Source organism: Ktedonobacter robiniae, from assembly GCF_016587375.1.
Lineage (GTDB): Bacteria > Chloroflexota > Ktedonobacteria > Ktedonobacterales > Ktedonobacteraceae > Ktedonobacter > Ktedonobacter robiniae.
Genome location: NZ_BNJG01000002.1, coordinates 2,266,974 through 2,285,991 on the forward strand (window position 1 = coordinate 2,266,974; position 19,018 = coordinate 2,285,991).

Below are 19,018 nucleotides of genomic sequence, written 5' to 3' on the forward strand. Positions count from 1 at the left end.
ATGGAGATATGGTACATTTAAAGCAAGAATATACTCTCAAAGGAGCGAGGAGGAGAATGTATGGACAAGCGATCACAGCCGCGTTTGCAGATACAGGGAAGAGCTTTCTCTCATGACAAACCCATCGACCTCCAGGAGGCTGCTGTCCTCTTGCAGGCAGGCGATGATGTTGCTATTGCTCGCCTGCCATTGAGCAGGGGTCTTGTTCTGCGTTTGCCTGATGGCCGTTTGCTTGAGGTCGGGCAGCGTATCCAGGCAGGTCACAAACTGGCGTTGCGAGGGATTGCGCAGGGTCAGCCAGTGCTTCGTTATGGCTCGATCATCGGTTTTGCGACTCAAACGATCGCAGCAGGCTCTCATGTGCATACCCACAATCTCGCGGTGGGTACACTCCACCAACAGTATACGTATGGGAGCGAGCTACGCCTGGTCGACCCTGTCCCGCTTCACCAGCGGCGCACCTTTCTGGGCTATAAACGACCCGATGGCAGGGTTGGCACGCGCAACTACTTGGCACTGATTGGCACCGTCAATTGTTCTGCCAGTACGATCCGGGCCATCCAGAAGCGTTTTGGGCCAGAGATACTGCGCCGCTATCCTCAAATAGATGGAATCATCGGTCTAACCCATAAAAGTGGCTGTGCGATGGGACGCCAGGGGATCAACACGTTGCAGCGTGTGCTGGCAGGTATGGCCTCCCATCCCAATGTTGGTGCCTACCTGCTGGTGGGCCTGGGCTGCGAAAGTAATCAGATTCCTAACCTGATCAATGAGATGGGACTGAGTGCAGGGAGGCAGTGGAAGGAACCACTCTCACTCACCCTTCAGGAGCATGAGGGCGTTGCGCAGACCGTTGAAGAGGGAGTGCGCCTGATCAGTGAACTGCTTCCACGGGTGAATGAAGTGCGACGTGAACCAGTTCCCATCTCCGAACTCACGCTGGCGCTTCAGTGTGGTGGGAGCGATGGTTGGAGCGGTGTGACGGCGAATCCTGCATTGGGGTACTGTGCTGACGAATTGATCCGGCAGGGAGGGACCGCCGTCCTGAGCGAGACACCAGAGATCTATGGGGCCGAGCACGTGCTGCTACGACGTGCGCGTAGCCAGGAGGTGGGCGAAAAACTGCTCGCGCGGTTACGCTGGTGGGAGCAGTATGTGGCAATCAACGACATGGAAATGGATAATAATCCCTCTCCTGGCAACAAACTTGGCGGCCTGACGACTATTTATGAGAAGTCACTGGGAGCGATTGCAAAAGGGGGTTCCTCTCCATTGAATGCTGTGTACCAGTATGCCGAGCCAATTGCGGAACGTGGGCTGGTCGTCATGGATACGCCAGGATATGATCCTGTTTCCGTCACGGGTCAGGTCGCAGGAGGAGCAAACATTGTGGTCTTTACCACCGGCCGTGGCTCCTGCTTTGGCTTCAAACCTGCTCCCTCTATCAAGGTCGCAACAAATACTCCTCTGTATGAGAATATGCGCAATGATATGGATCTCAACGCTGGGGCTATTCTCGAGGGGGTGAGTGCAGAGGAGATCGGACGGCAGATTCTCGAGGAGGTGATTGCTGTGGCCAGTGGCAAAAAGAGTAAAAGTGAGGCCCAGGATATCGGTGAAGAAGAGTTCGCTCCCTGGATTCTGGGAGCGACCATGTGAACACTCTGGCGATAGGGCAACGATAGGGTCGGCAAAATCTTTGATACGAGAGAGGCGAAAAGTCTTTTTCCTACCATTTGCCAGCCTGGTCATGCTGGTGACGTGCTTAAGGCAAGATCACTACCATCACAGCTAACAGAATCAAGCCACTGTACCTCTACAGTAACGGCATCATTCACGACACATTTCAGAATCTCCTTGAGCAATAGAGTATGCAGCAAGGAAGCTTCCTAGTTGAACGAGAGGTTACTCTCAGAAACAGGCAAAAGGCAAGAGTAAGAGCACTGATGCTATAATGGGGGATCTGTTATCTTGAAAGAAGGGTGTTTATGGTGAAAAAAGCATTTCGTTTCGGGGTTGTCACTGGCGGTCATCCATCCCGTTCAGCGTGGGTGACGCTGGCACAACGCGTAGAGGAACTGGGCTACTCCTCTCTGCTCGTACCAGATGTTCTGGGGACACCGTTGGCAACGATTACTGCTCTCGCCGTGGCTGCCACTGCCACCACGTCACTGCGAGTCGGGAGCTATGTTTTTGTCAATGATTATCGCCATCCTGCCCTGCTGGCTAGAGAGATAGCGACGCTGGATCAACTCTCCGATGGTCGCGTAGAACTTGGACTGGGTGCGGGCAACTGGCCGCGAGACTACCAACAACTCGGCATTCCATTTGACAAGGCTGGCACACGCGTCTCTCGTTTTGCGGAGGGGCTGTCCATCATCAAACAGTTCTTTACCACCGAAACCGTCGATTTCTCCGGCAAGTACTACACAGCGACAGAGCTGCGCCCCGTTCCCAGACCGGTGCAGCAACCACATCCTCCCATCCTTATCGGCAGCTCAGGTCGCCGCATGCTGACTCTTGCAGCGCGTGAGGCCAATATCATCATGCCAGTATCAGTTGATCCTACCGATGCATCCTTAGAGGAGAAGATCGGCTGGATACGAGAGGCCGCGGGTGAGCGCTTTGAGCATCTGGAGTTCAGCCGAAATGAATTTGGGATTGAATTAACTGATAATCCCGTCACCGCTGGCCCTCTCACCCAGGGAGGGATACCAGTGCAATCACGCCCAATGACCACGGCGCAGGCAGTGGAGTATCTATTGGAGCAGCGTGAACACCTGGGTATCTCTTATATTCAGATTCAGGAAAGGCAATCAGAGAACTTTGCTCCAATGGTTGCTCACTTGAATGGCAAATAGCTTTCCAAAACAGTAACCCAGCAAGGAAGACGGGTCGGTCGAAGCCCTTTCTCGATGTCTTCCTGAAGGAAAGAGAAGGTATCTGTTCCTAAATGCACAGCCGTTATGCAAGATACACGCAGGCATTGAGCGATGGAGTGCTCAATAGTCCAGGCGAGGTTGACTCTACACTTCGACATGCTGTCGAGGCGCAGTCTGCGAAGTTGAACGGGCGCGCATCTCAGCAAACAGGGCAAGTTCCTGCAGAGTTGGAACGCTATATTACCAAAGTCGCTCTGTATGCCTACAAGGTCACTGATCAGGACATCGAGGCTTTGTGCGCGGCAGGGTATAGTGAGGATGCCATTTTTGAGCTGACCTTGAGCGCCGCTTTGGGGGCAGGCATGGCCCGACTAGAGCGCGGCCTAAGTGCGCTGAAAGGAGAATCTGATGCGACTCAAAATCATTGAGCAGGTGTTGAAGGGCGAACCAGCTTCCGATATTAGGCGCACCTTGACCTAACGCTCGTATGTGTTTGGTCAATCTTTCTCCGCTTACCTGCAGGAAGTGCTGCGAGGACAGTCCGACTGGAGCATCGGCGAGCGCGAGTTGTTCGCGGCCTTTGTCTCCCGCAAAAATCAGTGTGCCTATTGAGCGGGTGCTCACGGCGCAGTTGCGTCGCAGGCACTTGAGGGCGATCTGGTCAATGCTGTCTTGCAAGATTGGCAGACAGCTCCCATTGATGAGAAGATACGGGCAACCCTGGGCCTGTTGGAGAAGATGACGCTGACACCCTTTGAAGTTGGACCTGGCGATATCATGCCTTTGCGCGCAGCAGGTGTGAGCGATCAGGCTATCGAAGATGCTCTGGTGGTCTGTGCGCTTTTTAACATGATTGATCGCCTTGCGGATGCGTTTGATGTAGAGATCCCATCTGAGGAAGGCTTTGCCCGGACGGGAGAACGTCTGTTAGCAATGGGGTATCTCTGAAGACAGTTCATAGGTAACGACCACTCCAAAATGGAGGCTCTCTGCTTCTTGGTTTGCCTTCACATTGGAATGGTCTCTTTAGAACTCAGCGTCCACGCATCTCGCGATCAGAAGACGTTATTGCTCGGAACGTGCGCTCCAGCCTTCTAGAAATGGCCCCACCCATTGTATGTCGTTGTATCCAGGACAGCGAACCCATCGAAATGGGTGAAGCTTTGGGCGCCCAGTGGTTCATAGCTCCTGTTCTTCTGGCTGCCAGAGCGAATCGGAAGTGTCGCCATTTCCTCTGCAGGAAGCCCTTGCCCTTGATGGGTGAGAATGAACCGCACCGGCCCGGGAGCGGATGTTAACCGCGCCTCAAGCGTACCGGCTTCTGGCTGGCCGATCTCGTTGGCTGGCGATTCGCCTACGGCTGAGCCGATGACGGCATAGCGGCGACCGAACATTTCATGAAGATGAGATCCAACGGGCCACCAGGTCACCGTCTCATTCCCCCATTGCCATTGCACCTTTCCCCGCTTGAGATGGCTATTGTGGGCAAAAATCAAGACGTTGCCTCGCCCCTGTTCACGGGAGACGATATACACCAGATTCTCTGCCATCATTGCGGCACGGACGCTGAGCAGGCGGGCCTGGCGTTGCTCGGACGGTTGCGCGAGCGTAGCATGATAGTGCAGGAGCTGCTGAGCCACCACAGCATAGTGGAGGGCTTCTCGATAGCGGCTCTCGTCGCTCTTTGCGATGAATTCGGGACGGCGCACGCGCAGCTCTGCAATCAGGTCCTCGGTCTCGATCCGCAATGCGGTTGCCTCCGGTGATTGACCTATCGCTTGCGTCGGGTCGAGCGCGGCAGCCGGATTCTCCCAGGCAGCGTCTTGCCCGAGTAGCGGGTCGATGCGCTTGCGATACTCCTGGCAGAGGGCCTCATCTCTCTCGCTGAGGTAATCAAGCGCAAAGTGCAGTGTCTGGCGGGGACTATCTGCGATTATATCGGTCGGGCTATCGAAACCATAGAAATGGAGTTTTGTAGGGTGAGCTGGATCAGCATTGTAGTGTCTCATCCACTCGACCAACTCGCGATTCGCCTCGAACGTTCCGAAACCGTGGCTAAAGCCAGTATCCTGCAACGCCTCATAGGATGCCGGACCGTGGCCAAGCACGTATTCGTTGACGAGGGGTCCCCGAGGAAAACTGCTCTCAATGGCAATGGCGCTGTAGCCATGGGCTTCTACAAGGCGTTGGAAGAGCTGGTTGCGAAGGACAAGCAGCTCTTCCCCTCCATGGAGTGCTTCTCCAAAGCCAAGCAATGCTACCTCATCGCCAAGTGAGTCGATCACCGTATCAACGGCGGCGTTGAAGTCCGGGCGAGAATCGAGCGAGAATGGGATCGCCTCGTGTGCAATCCAGTCGTCGAGTGTCGCATATACTCCTGCTGTGTGCATCATTGGTCTACCCTCCGTTGTTTTCACTGTGTCATTCATCCAATGAGAAATCTTCTCCTTCTGCTGCTTCTATCTCCCATGCTCTCGTCTACCGCCTGAGTGCATGGTAGCCTGGACAAGAGATCACTCTCCTGGCTTCGGCAGATCTCGCAGGAGGCTGCATGCATGCATCTCCGATCCAAGCTGGCCGGGCTTTTTCTGGATCACGCCTCTACAGTACAACACAGATGCAAGATTAGAGGGTAGAAAGAGAGAAAGGCGCGTGCGTATGGACATACATGGATCATAGCAGGCTCAATATACTTGGATTTCTGTGATAGAACGAGGAGTGTATCGCAAAAAAATCTCAAACACGGACTTGGGAGTTTTACATGAAGCTTGGCAATACATTACGCACTATCGAGTCTTCCCAGGGCTGCTGGAATGAGCGTCGAGCCGAGTGCGCAACTATGAAGCCTTTGCTCTGCTGCCACCGGTCTCTCGCAGCAAGAGGGGAATTGCGTCTATATGGCAAGGAAATGCCTCACCACCTTGTTTTTAGTTGAAGAATGGAGTACGATTACGCGCAGAGGTATCTAGCGCTCCATGCGGCCCCAGGCACATGAGAAGGAGCGACGCATGAAGACGTTTGCCTTTGAGCAGTGGTGCAATCGGCTTCAGTTTCCGACTGCCACGCGTGACTTCCTCCTTTAAACCACCAGAAGGAAAAGAAGCAGACATGCCTACGCCCATTCTCACCACGAAACTGTATCTACCTCGGCTTCGGCCTCACGTGGTCAACCGCCCTCGCCTGATCGAGCGGTTGAACGAGGGTTTGCACCGCAAACTGACCCTTATCTCTGCCCCCGCAGGCTTTGGGAAAACCACGCTGGTCACTGCATGGGTCGAGGGCATCAAGCGACCAACCGCCTGGCTATCTCTGGATGAAGGGGAGAACGATCCTACTCGCTTTCTGATCTACCTCATCGCGGCTGTGCAGACGATTGCGCCCACGCTTGGCGAAGGAGTCTTGCGTGCGCTCCAATCAAGCCAGCCACCACCACCCGAAGCGATGCTGACGGCCCTGCTCAATGACCTGGCGAGCATCAAAGATCCGTTCGTCCTCGTCCTGGACGACTACCACGTGGTTGTGCCCCAATCGGTTGATCTGGCCCTCACCTATTTCGTCGAACATCTGCCCCCGCACATGCACCTGGTCATCACCACGCGTGAAGACCCACATCTCCCCCTGGCCCGCTTACGCGCCCGGGGCCACCTGACCGAACTGCGCGCCGCCGACTTGCGGTTTACCTCCTCCGAAGCCGCCGCCTTTTTCACCCAGGTGATGGGCCTCACTCTCTCCACACAGGACATCGCCCGACTTTCAGACCGCACCGAGGGCTGGATTGCTGGCCTGCAATTCGCAGCGCTTTCCCTGCAAGGCCACCAGGATGTTCCCGGCTTCATCCAGGCATTCGCTGGAGATCACCGATACATCGTGGACTACCTGGTCGAAGAGGTCTTGCAGCGTCAGCCCGAACCGGTGCGCAACTTCTTACTCCAGACCTCCATTCTCGACCGGTTGAGTGGTCCGCTGTGCGATGCCGTCACTGGTCAGGAGGAAGGCGGCGCGCAGTTGGAAGCCCTGGAGCGAGGCAACTTCTTTGTCGTTCCGCTCGATGACACACGCCACTGGTATCGCTATCACCACCTCTTTGCTGACGTGCTCGCTGCGCATTTGCTGGTAGAGCGGCCCGAGCAGGTCTTGACACTACACCGGCGCGCGAGCGAGTGGTACGAACATCATGGTTTGGCGGGCGATGCGATCCGCCACGCACTGACCGCCGAGGACTTCGAGCGAGCGGCGGACCTGGTCGAGCTGGCAATCCCGGAAATGCGCAGGAGTAGACAGGATGCCACGTTGCTTGGCTGGCTCAAGGCGCTCCCCGACGAGCTGTTTCACTTCAGGCCCGTGCTCAGTGTTGGGTATGCCTATGCATTATTGGCTAGTGGCGAGCTCGAGGCCGTCCACGCCCGACTGCGGGACGCCGAACGGTGGCTGGATACGACGGCAGACACGAGGGCGCTTGCGCTTGCTCCATCAACTGAGATGGTTGTCATGGACGAAGAGGAATTTCGCCAGCTCCCGGCTTTGATAGCCGTGTACCGTGCCGCGCGTGCCCAGGTCCTGGGCGATGTGCCCGACACCATAAAATACGCCCGGCGGGTGCTCGACCTCGTACCTGAGGAAGACCATCTCGGGCGCGGAGCAGCAGCGGCGCTCCTGGGGCTCGCGTCCTGGGTGAGCGGGGATCTAGAGGCAGCGCACCGGATGTTTGCCGATGGCATAGCGAGTGTGCAGATGGCCGGAAACATCTCTGACGCCATCAGTGGCACCATCGCCCTGGCTGATATCAGGATGGCGCAAGGTCGTCTCCACGAGGCCATGCGGACCTACGAGCGCTCTTTGCAGGAGGCGATGGCGCTGGGGGAGCCTGCCCTGCGGGGAACGGCAGATCTGTATGTGGGCATGAGCGAGCTCCACCGAGAGCAGAACGATCTGGATGCCGCTGAGCAGTGCCTGCTGAAAAGCAAGGAGCTGGGCGAGCGCACAGGGTTCCCGCAAAACCGGTCTCGTTGGTGTGTTGCTCTGGCTCGCATACGGGAGGCCCAGGGAGATTTGGACGGCGCTCTCGACCTGCTCCACGAGGCAGAACGCCTGTATGTGAGAGACTTCTTCCCCAATGTACGTCCTGTAGCGGCGCTCGTGACACGGGTGTGGGTCGCGCAGGGGAGGTTAGGCGAAGCCTTTAGCTGGGCGCGTGAGCAAGGCTTGTCCATTGAGGACGACCTCAGTTACCTGCGCGAGTTCGAGCACATCACCCTGGCCAGGGTGCTCCTGGCCAGGTCTAAGGGCGACCGTGCAGACCGCTCTCTGCTTGAGGCAATGGGACTGCTCTCGCGCCTCCTGAAAGCAGCGCAAGAAGGTGAGAGGACGGGAAGTGTAATCGAAATCCTGGTGCTCCAGGCGCTCGCCTACCAGATGCAAGGTGACATCTCTGCTGCTCTCATGGCACTGCAACAGGCACTCTCGCTGGCTGAGCCGGAGGGCTACGTCCGCATGTTTGTGGACGTAGCCCCACCCATGACGGTCCTGCTAGAAGGAGCCGCGAAACACGGGATTGCCCCGAACTATGTTCGTCAACTCCTGACAGCCCTGGACTCAGCTTCAGACAGAACGCCTGTCAAACAGGTTTTGATCGAGCCACTCTCGAAACGCGAGCTTGAAGTGCTTCGACTGTTCAGAACTGACTTGAACGGCCCAGAAATTGCCGACGAACTCGTAGTGTCCCTCAACACCTTGCGTACCCACACCAAAAACATTTACAGCAAGCTCGGGGTGACCAACCGGCGGGCAGCAGTCCGCCGGGCTGAGGAACTTGATTTGTTCTAACGAACCCAGCTCCCACCGACCCCAGCAGATGTGTCGAACCACTGCTGGGGCTTTTTTTCTCCCTCACAGCCTCCCGATTACCAAATCACCACATCAATCACTACATGTGGTGATGCCTTCTCACCACATTCATGGGTATATTTGATCAAAGAAAAGAACGCGTGCAACGACGTGGAGATTGATCCATATGAGAAAAATGCACGAGCCACAACATTACGAGATTCGCATCAAGGGACACCTTGAGAACCAATGGGCCGACTGGTTTTCTGGCCTGACCATCACGCGAGAAGACCGGGGCGAGACGGTGTTAACCGGCCCAGTTGATCAGGCCGCGTTGCATAGCTTGCTGAGAAAAGTGCGTGATCTAGGCATGCCATTGCTCTCGGTCATTCGCGTTGAACCCGAACCGGCAGATCTGCCGGATATCAAGCATTGACACATATCACTCTTATTCAAAAAAGGAGACAAATACATGACTACTACCGAGCAAACCACGCAGACCTCAAAATCAAAACGCATCGTCAGTGCCAACCAGCGCAGGGCAGAAATCATGATTGCGGCCCTTTTCCTGGTGACTGCGGCTGCCAGTATCCCCGGAGCTTTTGTCCTGGATTCGATTCTGAACGCCTCCAACTATCTGGCCCAGGTTTTTCCGAACAAGGGAGCCGTCGAATTGGGGACCCTGATGTGGTCGATCAACAACATCGGGATCATCTTCATCGCAGTGTTTGCGTTTCCCTTGCTCAGAAAACTCGATGAAGCCCTCGCAGTAGGGTATCTGGCTTCCCGAATCACCGAGGGCACCATCATGATGGTCGGTGCCGCCGCTACCTTGCTGCTGATCCCGTTGAGCCAGGAGTTCCTCCAGGCTAATGCCCCCCAAGGCTCGTGGTTTCTGACTCTTGGCGACGTCCTCAAGCAGGCGGAATTCCTTGGCCTGACCGGGCTCTCTTTGCCTGTGCTCGGGCTGGGTGGATTGCTCTTTACCTGGATGTTGTTCCGGTTCCGACTCGTTCCGCGAGGTATCTCTGTGGTTGGTTTGATCGGCTACGCCGTGGTGTTGTTCGGGAGCATCGCCGGCTGGTTCGGTCTGATCGACGTGGCACCGGGAGGCAACGGGACGATCTTTGCCCTTCCCGTCGCAACGTTCGAGATTATCCTTCTCCCCTTCTGGCTGTTGTTCAGGGGCTTCAAGACACCGGAAGCTCCCGAGCGCATCGTCGCCGCGAAGTGAACGCTACCGCAGCCGGCGGCCATGAGAGGGGCCGCCGGTGCGGAGTGCCTCCTTGCTGATAAAGTATACTGAAAAGGATCGAGACCAGAATTTGACACATATTCTGGAACTCCGTCAGCTTTGATGGCCTCTGGCTGCTTGCTCGTCTCCAAGAACCAGGATGTCAACTACCTCCGGTCTCTGACCGGAGGCTTGTGGTTACATCTGGACTCCACCGCAACTCGGCATATCTTCGCAGACGCACCGCTTTGGCTTCGTTGTCCGATGTATCAGGGATGAGTGACAAACATCCCGTCCTGATCCAGTCCTGCCAGACCAGGAGCGCTCTCATGGTGATGTTCCTCGCGCCAACCAGATCCGCATGCAGACAGTAATGACACTGCTCGCACACAAAGAGCAACCCTTTCTGAGGGCGGTTCTTCTCGGATGTATGCCCACACCTCGGACAGGCTTTTGAGGTATAGTTTGCATCCACCTTGACGGCGAGTGACCCGGCAAGCGCGGCCTTGTAGCTCAGGAGCATGTGCAGTTCGGCAAAGGACCACTGCGAGTAGACCCGATTGGCTTTGCGGGCCTTTGGCGAGACTGGCTCATCGCCTTTGCCGTTCTTCTTGCGCTTGCGATGCTTGGTGTGTTCTCGAATATCCGTCAGGTGCTCCAGTCCCATGAGCGTGTGCGGGTGCTGTGCGATGATCTGTTTCGCGAGGGTATGATTGGCTTGCAATTTTAACCGTCTCTCTCGTTGTTCGATGCGTCTCAACCGACGTTTCGCGCCACGAGTGCCTTTTTGGTTCAAATGTTTGCGGAGTCGTGCGTAATGGTTGGCCTGGTGTCGGACTCGTTTCCCAGTGTGAAAGCTGGCTTTTCCTGTTGTTGTTGAGGTCACGGCCAGGTAGCGAATGCCCACGTCCACCCCCACGACCTCTTGGAGCTGTGCAGGAGTGGGATCAGACACCTCTATGGAGAGGGACACGAGCAGGTAGAACTGCTTCTTTGGGCGATCATACCAGAGTTTGGCATCACCGATGGGGGTCCCCTCTTGAATGAGCGCCGTGTGCTTGTTGTATCCCTGGTAGGGGATGCTAATGCGTCCGTTAAGTGTGCCGATGCTGACCTGGCTCTCTCGCTGAAAAGTGTAGTCGCGTTCATAGGTGTACTGTATGCTCAGAGATCTGTAGTGTGGTGGCTGATCTAAACCCTTAAAGCGTTTCTTGGTGATTTTGGCACGACGATGCTCACTATTCTTCTTGAGCTTGGTCCACAGACCCTTGTACGTGGCGGCGACCTGTCGCTCCACGCTACAAGCCAGTTGCGAGGGCAGATGATAGCGCGTGCGTAGCTCGGCATACATGCCTGTATGCAGTTTCGTGACACTGCTGGTTTTGCCTTGCTCAAAGGCATACTGACTCACCGCGTTGAGGGCGTCACGATACGCCAGTTGGGTGCGGCGCAGGGCCTCAACCTGCTCTGGCGTGGGCAGCAGTTTCAGTTTGGCGGTGATGATCTGCTTCATGTCGTCCGCTTTCTCGTGACAATATGGGAAACCAGCTTGTAGGTACCATGTGTACTGTAATATAATGTGATGTGCTATGCATCCATGCCCATCAGTATAACAAATGTTCTACACCTTGTGAAGTACCTGAGATGGCGACGCTTCCTCCCCTGGTTGAAACGCAAGGGTATCCGCGCCGCCTGGATCATGAATCACTTTGCCATGGGGCAAGTGTTTTGCTGGTCCGCCCGTGTCATGTGCCTGGGTACCTCTCATCTACCGATCCAAGCGTCCCGGATCGGATTCGCCCGTTCGCCAACCCATCCTTGACAGAATTATCTCTCTCTCTGTATACTCGTGAAGTAGTCACATGTTTTTGGGGAGGTTCTGACATCTATGCCAGTGTGCTGCTAACTCCATCCTGTTTCCTATTCAAACAGTGAAACAGACGTTACCATTTTTGCTTTCATCTATCGCGTGTCTCTCATCAGGCATGAGCGCTTAGCCATTCTATGCCTGGAATGCCGCAGGGCATAATTCATGCTCGACGGCCCTTCTGGCGAGGCCGGAGCCGAGACGGCGGATAGTGAGAACGCAAGTATTTGATGGTGCTCAGAGATATGGAGAAGCGTGCAGCAAAGAGGTGTCAGGCATGGAACTTTGGCGAACGTATCGCCGATGTTCCCCATCTACCACACGCACCGCAGATGGATGCCATCTTTTCCCCTGTCGCGGCATCCGCCTCTTCGATCATCGTGTAAGCGATGACCTGCTCTCTCTCTCCTCCCTCTGGTCTCTTCCATCATGTCCTTGCGCGTGTTGATACGATTGTACTGTTTTTTCTCGAAGACAAAAAGCAAGGAATACCTATCATGGCAGAACATCAGCTTTCACTCCTCCCCTTCTATGCGGGTTGGGGTAGCTACCAGCAGCGTCTGGTCGCGGCCATCGCGCCCCTTACCGGAGAGCAGCTTGCCTTGCGCACCACGCCACAACACTGGTCGATTGGCATGTACGTGACGCATATTGTCGCAAATCGCGCCTGGTGGTTCCATGCGCGAATGGGCGAGGGGAGCGACGATCTGACTTCCCTCGAATTATGGGCTCTAGGAGTCTGTGAGGGGAACGTGGATCCATGCCACCCGGCGGCAGAACTGGTTGCCGGACTTGAGAAGACCTGGCAACTGATCCAGCATACGCTTGCCCGCCTGACCCCTGCTGATCTTGAGCAGGTCGTTCCGCCTCTGGATGATGCGGAACGTGCGCGGCACGCGAAACTGGTGGAGCCCGCGCTCCAGCCATACGCTCAGATGTGGGTGGAGGCAGCACGTCAGGCGAAAGTAGTGAGACCCGCGGTTTCGCTCCAGTCAATCATCTGGGGTGTGCTCGAACATGACATCCATCACGGCAGCGAAATCTCCACCACCCTCGGCGTCCACGGCCTGCCAGTCGTCGAGTTGGATTAAGAACAGGAACGTCTTCAGTTCTCTTCTCTTTCATAGGTGGATATGTTGAAATGATGCGGCCGTTTCAGCGACAGGGGCGACCTTGTCGCTGAAGCGACATTTCATGCTCACAGGGACAGAAAAGGGGAAAGACTGGATGTGGAAAATATTCAGCCCATACCGGGCTCGGATACGGCTCAAGCTCGAATGATCGGGGAGAGGCTCGTCGAGATCATCCCTACAAATGATCATTTTTCTTGATCAATACGATTAAAATCAATTGCTTGACGTGATAGATCATGCTGCCTATACTTGGGGCAAAGAATAATACAACTGTGTGAGCCGTCCGAAAACAGAGAATGGCAGCACACAAGAGGAAGAAAAGGAAAAAGGTATGCCCCTTCTTCATCTGACGTCTGACGAATTACTGACCACTACCCGCACGGTGCGTAAGCGCCTGGATCTTTCACGGCCCGTTGAGCCGGAAGTCCTGAAGGAATGTCTTGAAATAGCGCTCCAGGCGCCCTCTGGTAGCAACCGGCAGGACTGGCATTTTCTGGTTATCCGCGACGAAAGCCGACGCCGGGCGCTGGCGGAATTGTATTGGAGAAGTTACCAGCAATATCTTGCCAGCCCTGGCGCCGTGAACAAGCTCTTTGCCGATGACCCGCAGCGGTATCTCACCCAGCAGCGCATCATGAATTCAACCGCCTACCTGGTTGAGCATATCCACAACGTACCGGTCCATCTGATTCCCTGCGTGAATGGGCGCATGGAAGGCCTGTCTAGCGGTGATCAGGCCAGTCGCTGGGCTTCAATTCTCCCAGCTACCTGGAGCTTTATGCTGGCGGCTCGCGCACGAGGTCTGGGAGCTGCCTGGACTACCTTCCACCTCGACTATGAAGAGGAAGCCGCAGAAATCCTGGGCATCCCCTACCACCAGGTTACGCAGGCGGCGCTTTTGCCAGTTGCCTATACCTTAGGGACAAACTTTAAGCCAGCCCCACGTGCTTCCGTAGAGAATGTCATCCACTGGGATCAATGGTAGAAGGCTAGAAAAGAGAGGCAAGGCATGCTACGCCTGCAAGGAAAAATCATTGGTTATTTTGTCGCCCAGCATGTTGAAGAGTTAGAATTCTGGGTTCCTGTGATGCGTCTGCGCGAAGAAGGCGCGAAAGTGGTGATCATTGGTCTCTCCCGCCAGACTATACGTGGCTATCATGGACTGGAAATCACGCCAGAGATTAGCATTGACGAGGTGGAAGACGCCAGCGCATTCGATGGGCTGGTTATTCCTGGCGGCTTCGCCCCCGATTTCCTGCGTCGTAACCAGAAGCTCTTACAATTGGTAGGCGAGGTGTATGCCCGAGGAAACATCATTGGAAGCATCTGCCACGGTGGCTGGGTCCCTATCTCGGCTGGCATTGTGCGAGGACACAGGGCCACAGGTACAACGGCTATCAAAGACGACATTGAGAATGCCGGCGGGACCTGGGTCGACCTGCCTGCCTTGCGCGATGGCAATCTCGTGTGGGGGCGAGTGGTCGATGATCTTCCCGGCTTTTGCTATGAACTGATCAGAGGACTTGAGGAACGAGGATGAAGCCCCGCCTTCGGAATCTCCTCATTGAAAACAAGGGTTGATCGTGTCTCTATTCAGCAGCACTCCGTCTTTTGACGGCACTCATCGTGCACAAGACTTCCTGTTCCTCTCTTGCAAAAAGAGACAAGGAACAGGAAACTGGCATCGTAGGAAACGAACCAGCCTGTTGAAAAACTCCTAGTAGCCTCATCAGTTTGCTTTGATACCTCAAAATCAGAGCGTCAACGAAGAACTTACAATGTCTAAATCTCATCAGTATAGACATTTTTCAACAGGCTGCTTCGTTTGGTGAGAAAACAGCTCGAAGAAAGGAAAATGGAGCCTCCTCTTTTCAAGAATCCTTGTTCCTCCTCTCAGGTTGTTCAACGTGACGAGACACTTGTTCGATGCTCTGCCGAGGCGCGCGCAACCAGAGCGAGATATGCGCCGGTTGCATGGTCTCGTTGATTACCGCCAATACGTGCTCACTTAACTCTTGCAAATGTACCTCGTTGTGCAAGGTGGAGGCAAATGCTGCCAGAGTCTTCTGCGCGTCATATTTGTGCCGGTAGAAGCGCCGGTCGATGACGTTCTGGACTCGGTGACGTAAGGGTTGGAAAAGGGCCGCAATCGCCAGGGTGGAAAGCACAATGCCGACTGGCTGTGAGCTTTGCCTCGCGATAAGCCCGACCAGGCTCTCCAGGCCGATCGTCAGGCCAATATAGAGCGCTGCCAGTATACCAGTGAGCAAACCGTAGACCAGGGTGCGATTGATGATAAGGTCAATATCGAACAGTCGGTCGCGCAGAATGGCAATGCCGAGAAAGATGGGGATCAACATCAACGCTAGGTCGGCGCTGCCGCCACCCACCAGGTTCCCCGCGACCTGCGAATTGAGCACGGCTGGAGGCAGGATAAAGACGAGCACGCGCGAGAGTATAAAAATGAGCATGGCCAGGACAAAGCCAAAAACCAGCCATTTGGTCTGCTGACGCTCTCGAAATGTCGAAACGCGACGATACCGGTAGATCTGCGCGATGATTGTGGTCAGAAGGAAGGGCAAAATCAAGATCCCTAGAGGGCCACTATTCAGGTCGGGATCAGCGGTCATCGCGCACCAGTACAACACGCTCAGCAACGTGGGCCAGATCGTCCAGCGCGGCACAAAGCGCCCGGAGGGGAAGAGATAAAAGAACACAAGGAATGCGGTCTGACCCACTAGAAACGGCACGAAAACAATCAGATTCCAGACCAGGGAGCTTGAGGTGAAATTCGACTGAAAGCCGCCCACAGCTCCGCCAAAGGTGAGCAGAGTCAGCGAGCCAAAGTACGCCATGCGATCATGGGAGCGCCGCCAGAAGAGCAGCGCGGCCATAGCCAGATAGAGGCCGATGCACAGGCCATTCATGCCGATGACCAGCGTCAGATAGAGCGTCAGCGAAAAGCCCAGACTGTGCAGCTCGCGGACGACGCCCGGTGTGAGAAAGGTTGACGCGATGACAGGAGGCACCGCCAGCACATTGAGCACGACAATCAGCAGGGCCAGAAGTACCCAGACCAGGCGGGCCGTCAGTAGCCAGCCTCCGCGCAGGTACGTTTTCGTGGCCAGATCTGTTTCACTATGGTTCTGTTGAACTTCCATCTGATTTTAGCTCTCTTTTCTTCCCTGGTACATCAAAATTACAGACCAGCATCCTTTGCGCGTAGAATGGCCTGGGCGCGATCAGCTACCTGGAGCTTACTGATGATATTGGAAACGTAGTTGCGCACACTTTTAGGGCTCACGACCAGGCGCTCAGCAATCTCAGCGTTTTTGCAACCCTGGGCGAGCAATGCAAGTATTTCGCGTTCTCGCTGGCTCAGTTCAGGAAAGACTGGTGTGAGATGCACTGGCGGCAACGCTGAGAAATAGCTGACCAGCCTGGTCGCAATCGCCGGGCTGAAGATAGCGTCGCCGTTGCCCACCGCTCGTATCGCTCGTACCATGTCTTCATGCCGAGCACCCTTGAGCAGATAGCCGCGCGCACCCGCACGCATCGCGGCAAAGACCAGGTGATCGTCCTCGAACATGGTTACCACCAGGACGCGAATCTGGGGACTGTTTTTCATGATCTGGTGTGTTGCGTCTACTCCACTCATGCCCGGCATATGCACGTCCATGAGCACCACATCTGGCTGTACCTCGGCCGAAAGGTGGATCGCCTCTTCGCCAGTTGTCGCCTCTCCCACGCATTTCATGTCGGGTTGAGCATCCAGGAGCGCACGCACCCCATCACGAAAGAACTGATGATCGTCCACAATGAGAACGGTTAAAGCTTCCATCTCCTTGCTCCTTTACACGTGTGCGCTCGTCTCGACACTGCTCTCCACCAGTGGGAGATGCGCAATGATCGCTGTTCCACAAGGTCGGGCTTTTTCCAGAGTGAACGAGCCTCCCAATTCTTCTGCCCGTTCTCGCATTGAAAGAAGGCCGACGCCGGTTGTGTGTGTGTCCTCAAAGCCTGTGCCGTCATCCTGCACCTCAATTCGGAGGGTTTCATCTGCCAGGAGACGCACCTGGCACGTGCGTGCGCAGGCATGACGAATGACATTCGTTACGGCTTCCTGCACAATCCGATAAGCTGCGACTTCTACGGCAGCGGGGAGCAGAGGCAGCGTGGGGATTTCCACCATGACTTTGAGCGCCTGCGCTTCACCCCCAAGCCTTGCTGCATACTCACGTATGGCGCCAGAAAGCCCCAGTTCGTCGAGTGCTGGAGGCCGGAGGTTATAGACCAGGCGCCGAATATCTGTGATGACCAGTTCGATTTCTGCTTCAAGCTGGTTCAGCAACGCATCGGTTGTAGCCGGATCGCGCTGGTAAAGTGTCCGCACCAGCCCCGCTTTCAGCATGACTGCACTCAGTAGCGGCCCCAGGCCATCATGCAGGTCACGCCGCAACCTGCGCCGCTCTTCTTCTCGTGCCGTTACCAGGTGCTCCCGTGAGCGCTGCAAGTCTCTGGTCAAGGCCTGCAAATCACTGGTCAGGCGTACCGTGTGGATGGCGATCCCGATCTGATGGGCCAGGTCATCTAAGAGGCGCACATCGGCGGGTGTGAGCGTATCATCGCCTCCACGAGGCGCGACAAGCAGTGTTCCCACTGGCTCGCTCTGGTACACCAGGGGCAGTCGCAGAGCCTCTCGCGCTGAAAGAGAACCAGCGGAGGCAACTAGCATCGCTACTGACCCTTCCTTCACTTCAATGGCTGCGTACGAGAGCTTGAGTGCCTCCTTTATCGTCGACACGATCGTAGGCAGGACGGCATCAGTATCCAGGGTCGTTTCCAAGCGCTGTCCAAGCCTGGCCAACACCACGTACGGCTCATCACGCAGGCCATAGAGTAATCGGTTAACGCTCCGCTGAAGCCAGTTGCGCAGCGGTTGAAACAGCACAGCTATCAGGCCGGTAGCGAGAAGCTCGATCAGCAGGTTTCCACTGGTACGAAAGAGCGCGCCCAGATAGCCAACCACCAGCACATAGAAGCCAACAACGCACGCGGTCAGCGTTCCATAGACCAGGGTGCGATTGATGATGAGATCAATATCGAAGAGTTGGTCACGCAGGATAGCAATGCCAAGAAAGATCGGGATGAGCATCAAGGCCAGATAGACGCTCCCACCACCCAAGAGGGTAGCTGCCACCTGTGAACGTTGCAAAGCTGGTGGCAAAACGAAAAATAGGAAGCGAGAGAGAATAAAAAGCAGAATGGCGGCTACAAAACCGAAGACTACCCATTTTGTCTGTTGGCGCTCTTTGGATGGAGACACTGAGCGATAACGGTAGACCTGAGCAATGACTGCTGTGATCCCGAAAACAAACATCAAGGCACCCGGCGGGCCAGACATTACCTCTGGTAAGAAGAACGACGCGGTCCAATACAAGAGATTGAGCAGCGCAAACCAGCGAGTCCAGCGCGGAACAAAGCGCCCGGAAGGAAAGAGATAGAAGAACGTGAGGAAGGTAGACTGGCCAAGTAAGAAGAGGGGAAAAACCACCAGATTCCAGGCTAGAGGCGCAGAAGACACCTGTGGCAAGAAACCGCTTGCAGCGCTCCCAAAAGTCAGCAACATCAGCGAGCAAAAGAAGGCCATACGATCATCGGAACGCTGCCAGAAAAGCAGCACAGCCATAGCCAGATAGAGAAGCAGGCATAGACCATTCATGCCAATGCCCAGAATCAGATAGAGGGGCAGAGAGAAATGGAGATCGTGCAATTCGCGTATGATTTCTGGCGGAAGAAACGATGCCATGGCTGCGGGAAAAGACAGGATATTGAGGACAACAACTGCCAGCGCCAGCACTACCCAGCAGAACCGCGCTATCAGGAGTTGATGCCCTTGCAAATGGGTATCAGGATGACGATGTGCCCCTATGGTTGTCGTCTCTCTTTCTGCGATGTTCATCGCTGCGTGCCTCCTGCTCTATGCCGTTAAACTTCAGTATATCATCATTTAGCGCTACTATTTTATTTGAAAAGAGACATTCGTACAAGAAAAACATCCTGATTTTACCTCTGGAGG

16 protein-coding genes and 1 pseudogene are annotated in these 19,018 nt (G+C 55.3%); 11 read left to right on the forward strand and 6 right to left on the reverse strand.

The genetic code is table 11. From position 1 onward, the window contains the following. The first annotated feature begins 60 nt into the window (after positions 1–60). The 4 genes and pseudogenes from JMJ04_RS30880 (at position 61) to JMJ04_RS30895 (ending at position 3,830) form a co-directional block, all read left to right on the forward strand. On the forward strand, positions 61–1,659 hold the full coding sequence (locus JMJ04_RS30880) for a UxaA family hydrolase (protein ID WP_201374186.1): 1,599 nt from the start codon (positions 61–63) through the stop codon (positions 1,657–1,659). Between the two features lie 329 nt (positions 1,660–1,988). After that, positions 1,989–2,861, forward strand: a complete 873-nt coding sequence (locus JMJ04_RS30885; protein ID WP_201374187.1) for a TIGR03621 family F420-dependent LLM class oxidoreductase — start codon at positions 1,989–1,991, stop codon at positions 2,859–2,861. A 92-nt stretch (positions 2,862–2,953) separates the two neighbouring features. Beyond that, positions 2,954–3,310 carry a carboxymuconolactone decarboxylase family protein gene (locus JMJ04_RS30890; protein ID WP_201374188.1) on the forward strand — a complete coding sequence of 119 codons (357 nt, stop codon included), beginning with the start codon at positions 2,954–2,956 and terminating at the stop codon, positions 3,308–3,310. Beyond that, a pseudogene (locus JMJ04_RS30895) lies at positions 3,291–3,830 on the forward strand (peroxidase-related enzyme). Before JMJ04_RS30890 ends, JMJ04_RS30895 begins: the two are co-directional and overlap by 20 nt. A gap of 146 nt (positions 3,831–3,976) precedes the next feature. On the opposite strand, the gene JMJ04_RS30900 reads toward JMJ04_RS30895, so the two are convergent. Together JMJ04_RS30900 and JMJ04_RS47170 are read right to left on the reverse strand one after the other, a co-directional pair. Next, a complete protein-coding gene (locus tag JMJ04_RS30900; RefSeq protein ID WP_201374189.1) occupies positions 3,977–5,275 on the reverse strand; it encodes an erythromycin esterase family protein in 1,299 nt (432 codons plus the stop codon). Between the two features lie 534 nt (positions 5,276–5,809). After that, the gene (locus JMJ04_RS47170; protein ID WP_236038544.1) at positions 5,810–5,992 is read right to left on the reverse strand and encodes a hypothetical protein; all 183 of its coding nucleotides are present in this window, start codon (positions 5,990–5,992) and stop codon (positions 5,810–5,812) included. On the opposite strand from JMJ04_RS47170, the gene JMJ04_RS30905 reads away from it, so the two are divergent. The 3 genes from JMJ04_RS30905 (at position 5,991) to JMJ04_RS30915 (ending at position 9,939) form a co-directional block, all read left to right on the forward strand. Next, complete coding sequence (locus JMJ04_RS30905; protein ID WP_201374190.1) at positions 5,991–8,705, forward strand: winged helix-turn-helix domain-containing protein; 2,715 nt, start codon at positions 5,991–5,993, stop codon at positions 8,703–8,705. The genes JMJ04_RS47170 and JMJ04_RS30905 overlap by 2 nt on opposite strands. Positions 8,706–8,892: 187 nt before the next feature. Beyond that, positions 8,893–9,141 (forward strand): hypothetical protein, encoded by a 249-nt coding sequence (locus JMJ04_RS30910; protein ID WP_201374191.1) that lies wholly within the window; start codon positions 8,893–8,895, stop codon positions 9,139–9,141. 36 nt (positions 9,142–9,177) lie between these two features. Further along, positions 9,178–9,939: a DUF4386 domain-containing protein gene (locus tag JMJ04_RS30915; RefSeq protein WP_201374192.1), complete on the forward strand. Its 762-nt coding sequence runs from the start codon at positions 9,178–9,180 to the stop codon at positions 9,937–9,939. Positions 9,940–10,102: 163 nt separating this feature from the next. Here the strand turns inward: JMJ04_RS30915 and JMJ04_RS30920 are convergent, their stop codons facing one another. Further along, positions 10,103–11,452 (reverse strand): RNA-guided endonuclease InsQ/TnpB family protein, encoded by a 1,350-nt coding sequence (locus JMJ04_RS30920; protein ID WP_201374193.1) that lies wholly within the window; start codon positions 11,450–11,452, stop codon positions 10,103–10,105. Positions 11,453–12,051: 599 nt separating this feature from the next. Here JMJ04_RS30920 and JMJ04_RS30925 point away from each other — a divergent pair. From JMJ04_RS30925 to JMJ04_RS30940, 4 genes are all read left to right on the forward strand, one after another. After that, a complete protein-coding gene (locus tag JMJ04_RS30925; RefSeq protein WP_201374194.1) occupies positions 12,052–12,192 on the forward strand; it encodes a hypothetical protein in 141 nt (46 codons plus the stop codon). Between the two features lie 111 nt (positions 12,193–12,303). After that, on the forward strand, positions 12,304–12,897 hold the full coding sequence (locus JMJ04_RS30930; RefSeq protein WP_201374195.1) for a DinB family protein: 594 nt from the start codon (positions 12,304–12,306) through the stop codon (positions 12,895–12,897). A 373-nt stretch (positions 12,898–13,270) separates the two neighbouring features. Further along, positions 13,271–13,924, forward strand: coding sequence for a nitroreductase family protein (locus JMJ04_RS30935; RefSeq protein ID WP_201374196.1), 654 nt, complete (start codon positions 13,271–13,273; stop codon positions 13,922–13,924). Between the two features lie 24 nt (positions 13,925–13,948). Continuing rightward, positions 13,949–14,479 carry a type 1 glutamine amidotransferase domain-containing protein gene (locus tag JMJ04_RS30940; protein ID WP_201374197.1) on the forward strand — a complete coding sequence of 177 codons (531 nt, stop codon included), beginning with the start codon at positions 13,949–13,951 and terminating at the stop codon, positions 14,477–14,479. A 331-nt stretch (positions 14,480–14,810) separates the two neighbouring features. On the opposite strand, the gene JMJ04_RS30945 is transcribed toward JMJ04_RS30940, so the two are convergent. Genes JMJ04_RS30945 through JMJ04_RS30955 form a run of 3 tightly spaced genes read right to left on the reverse strand, consistent with a single transcriptional unit; the run spans position 14,811 to position 18,901 of the window. Then, positions 14,811–16,100, reverse strand: a complete 1,290-nt coding sequence (locus JMJ04_RS30945; RefSeq protein WP_201374198.1) for a hypothetical protein — start codon at positions 16,098–16,100, stop codon at positions 14,811–14,813. Positions 16,101–16,138: 38 nt separating this feature from the next. After that, a complete protein-coding gene (locus tag JMJ04_RS30950) occupies positions 16,139–16,780 on the reverse strand; it encodes a response regulator (protein ID WP_201374199.1) in 642 nt (213 codons plus the stop codon). Positions 16,781–16,792: 12 nt separating this feature from the next. Continuing rightward, entirely contained in the window at positions 16,793–18,901 is a 2,109-nt protein-coding gene (locus JMJ04_RS30955) for a histidine kinase (RefSeq protein ID WP_201374200.1), read from the reverse strand. Positions 18,902–19,018: the final 117 nt, after the last annotated feature.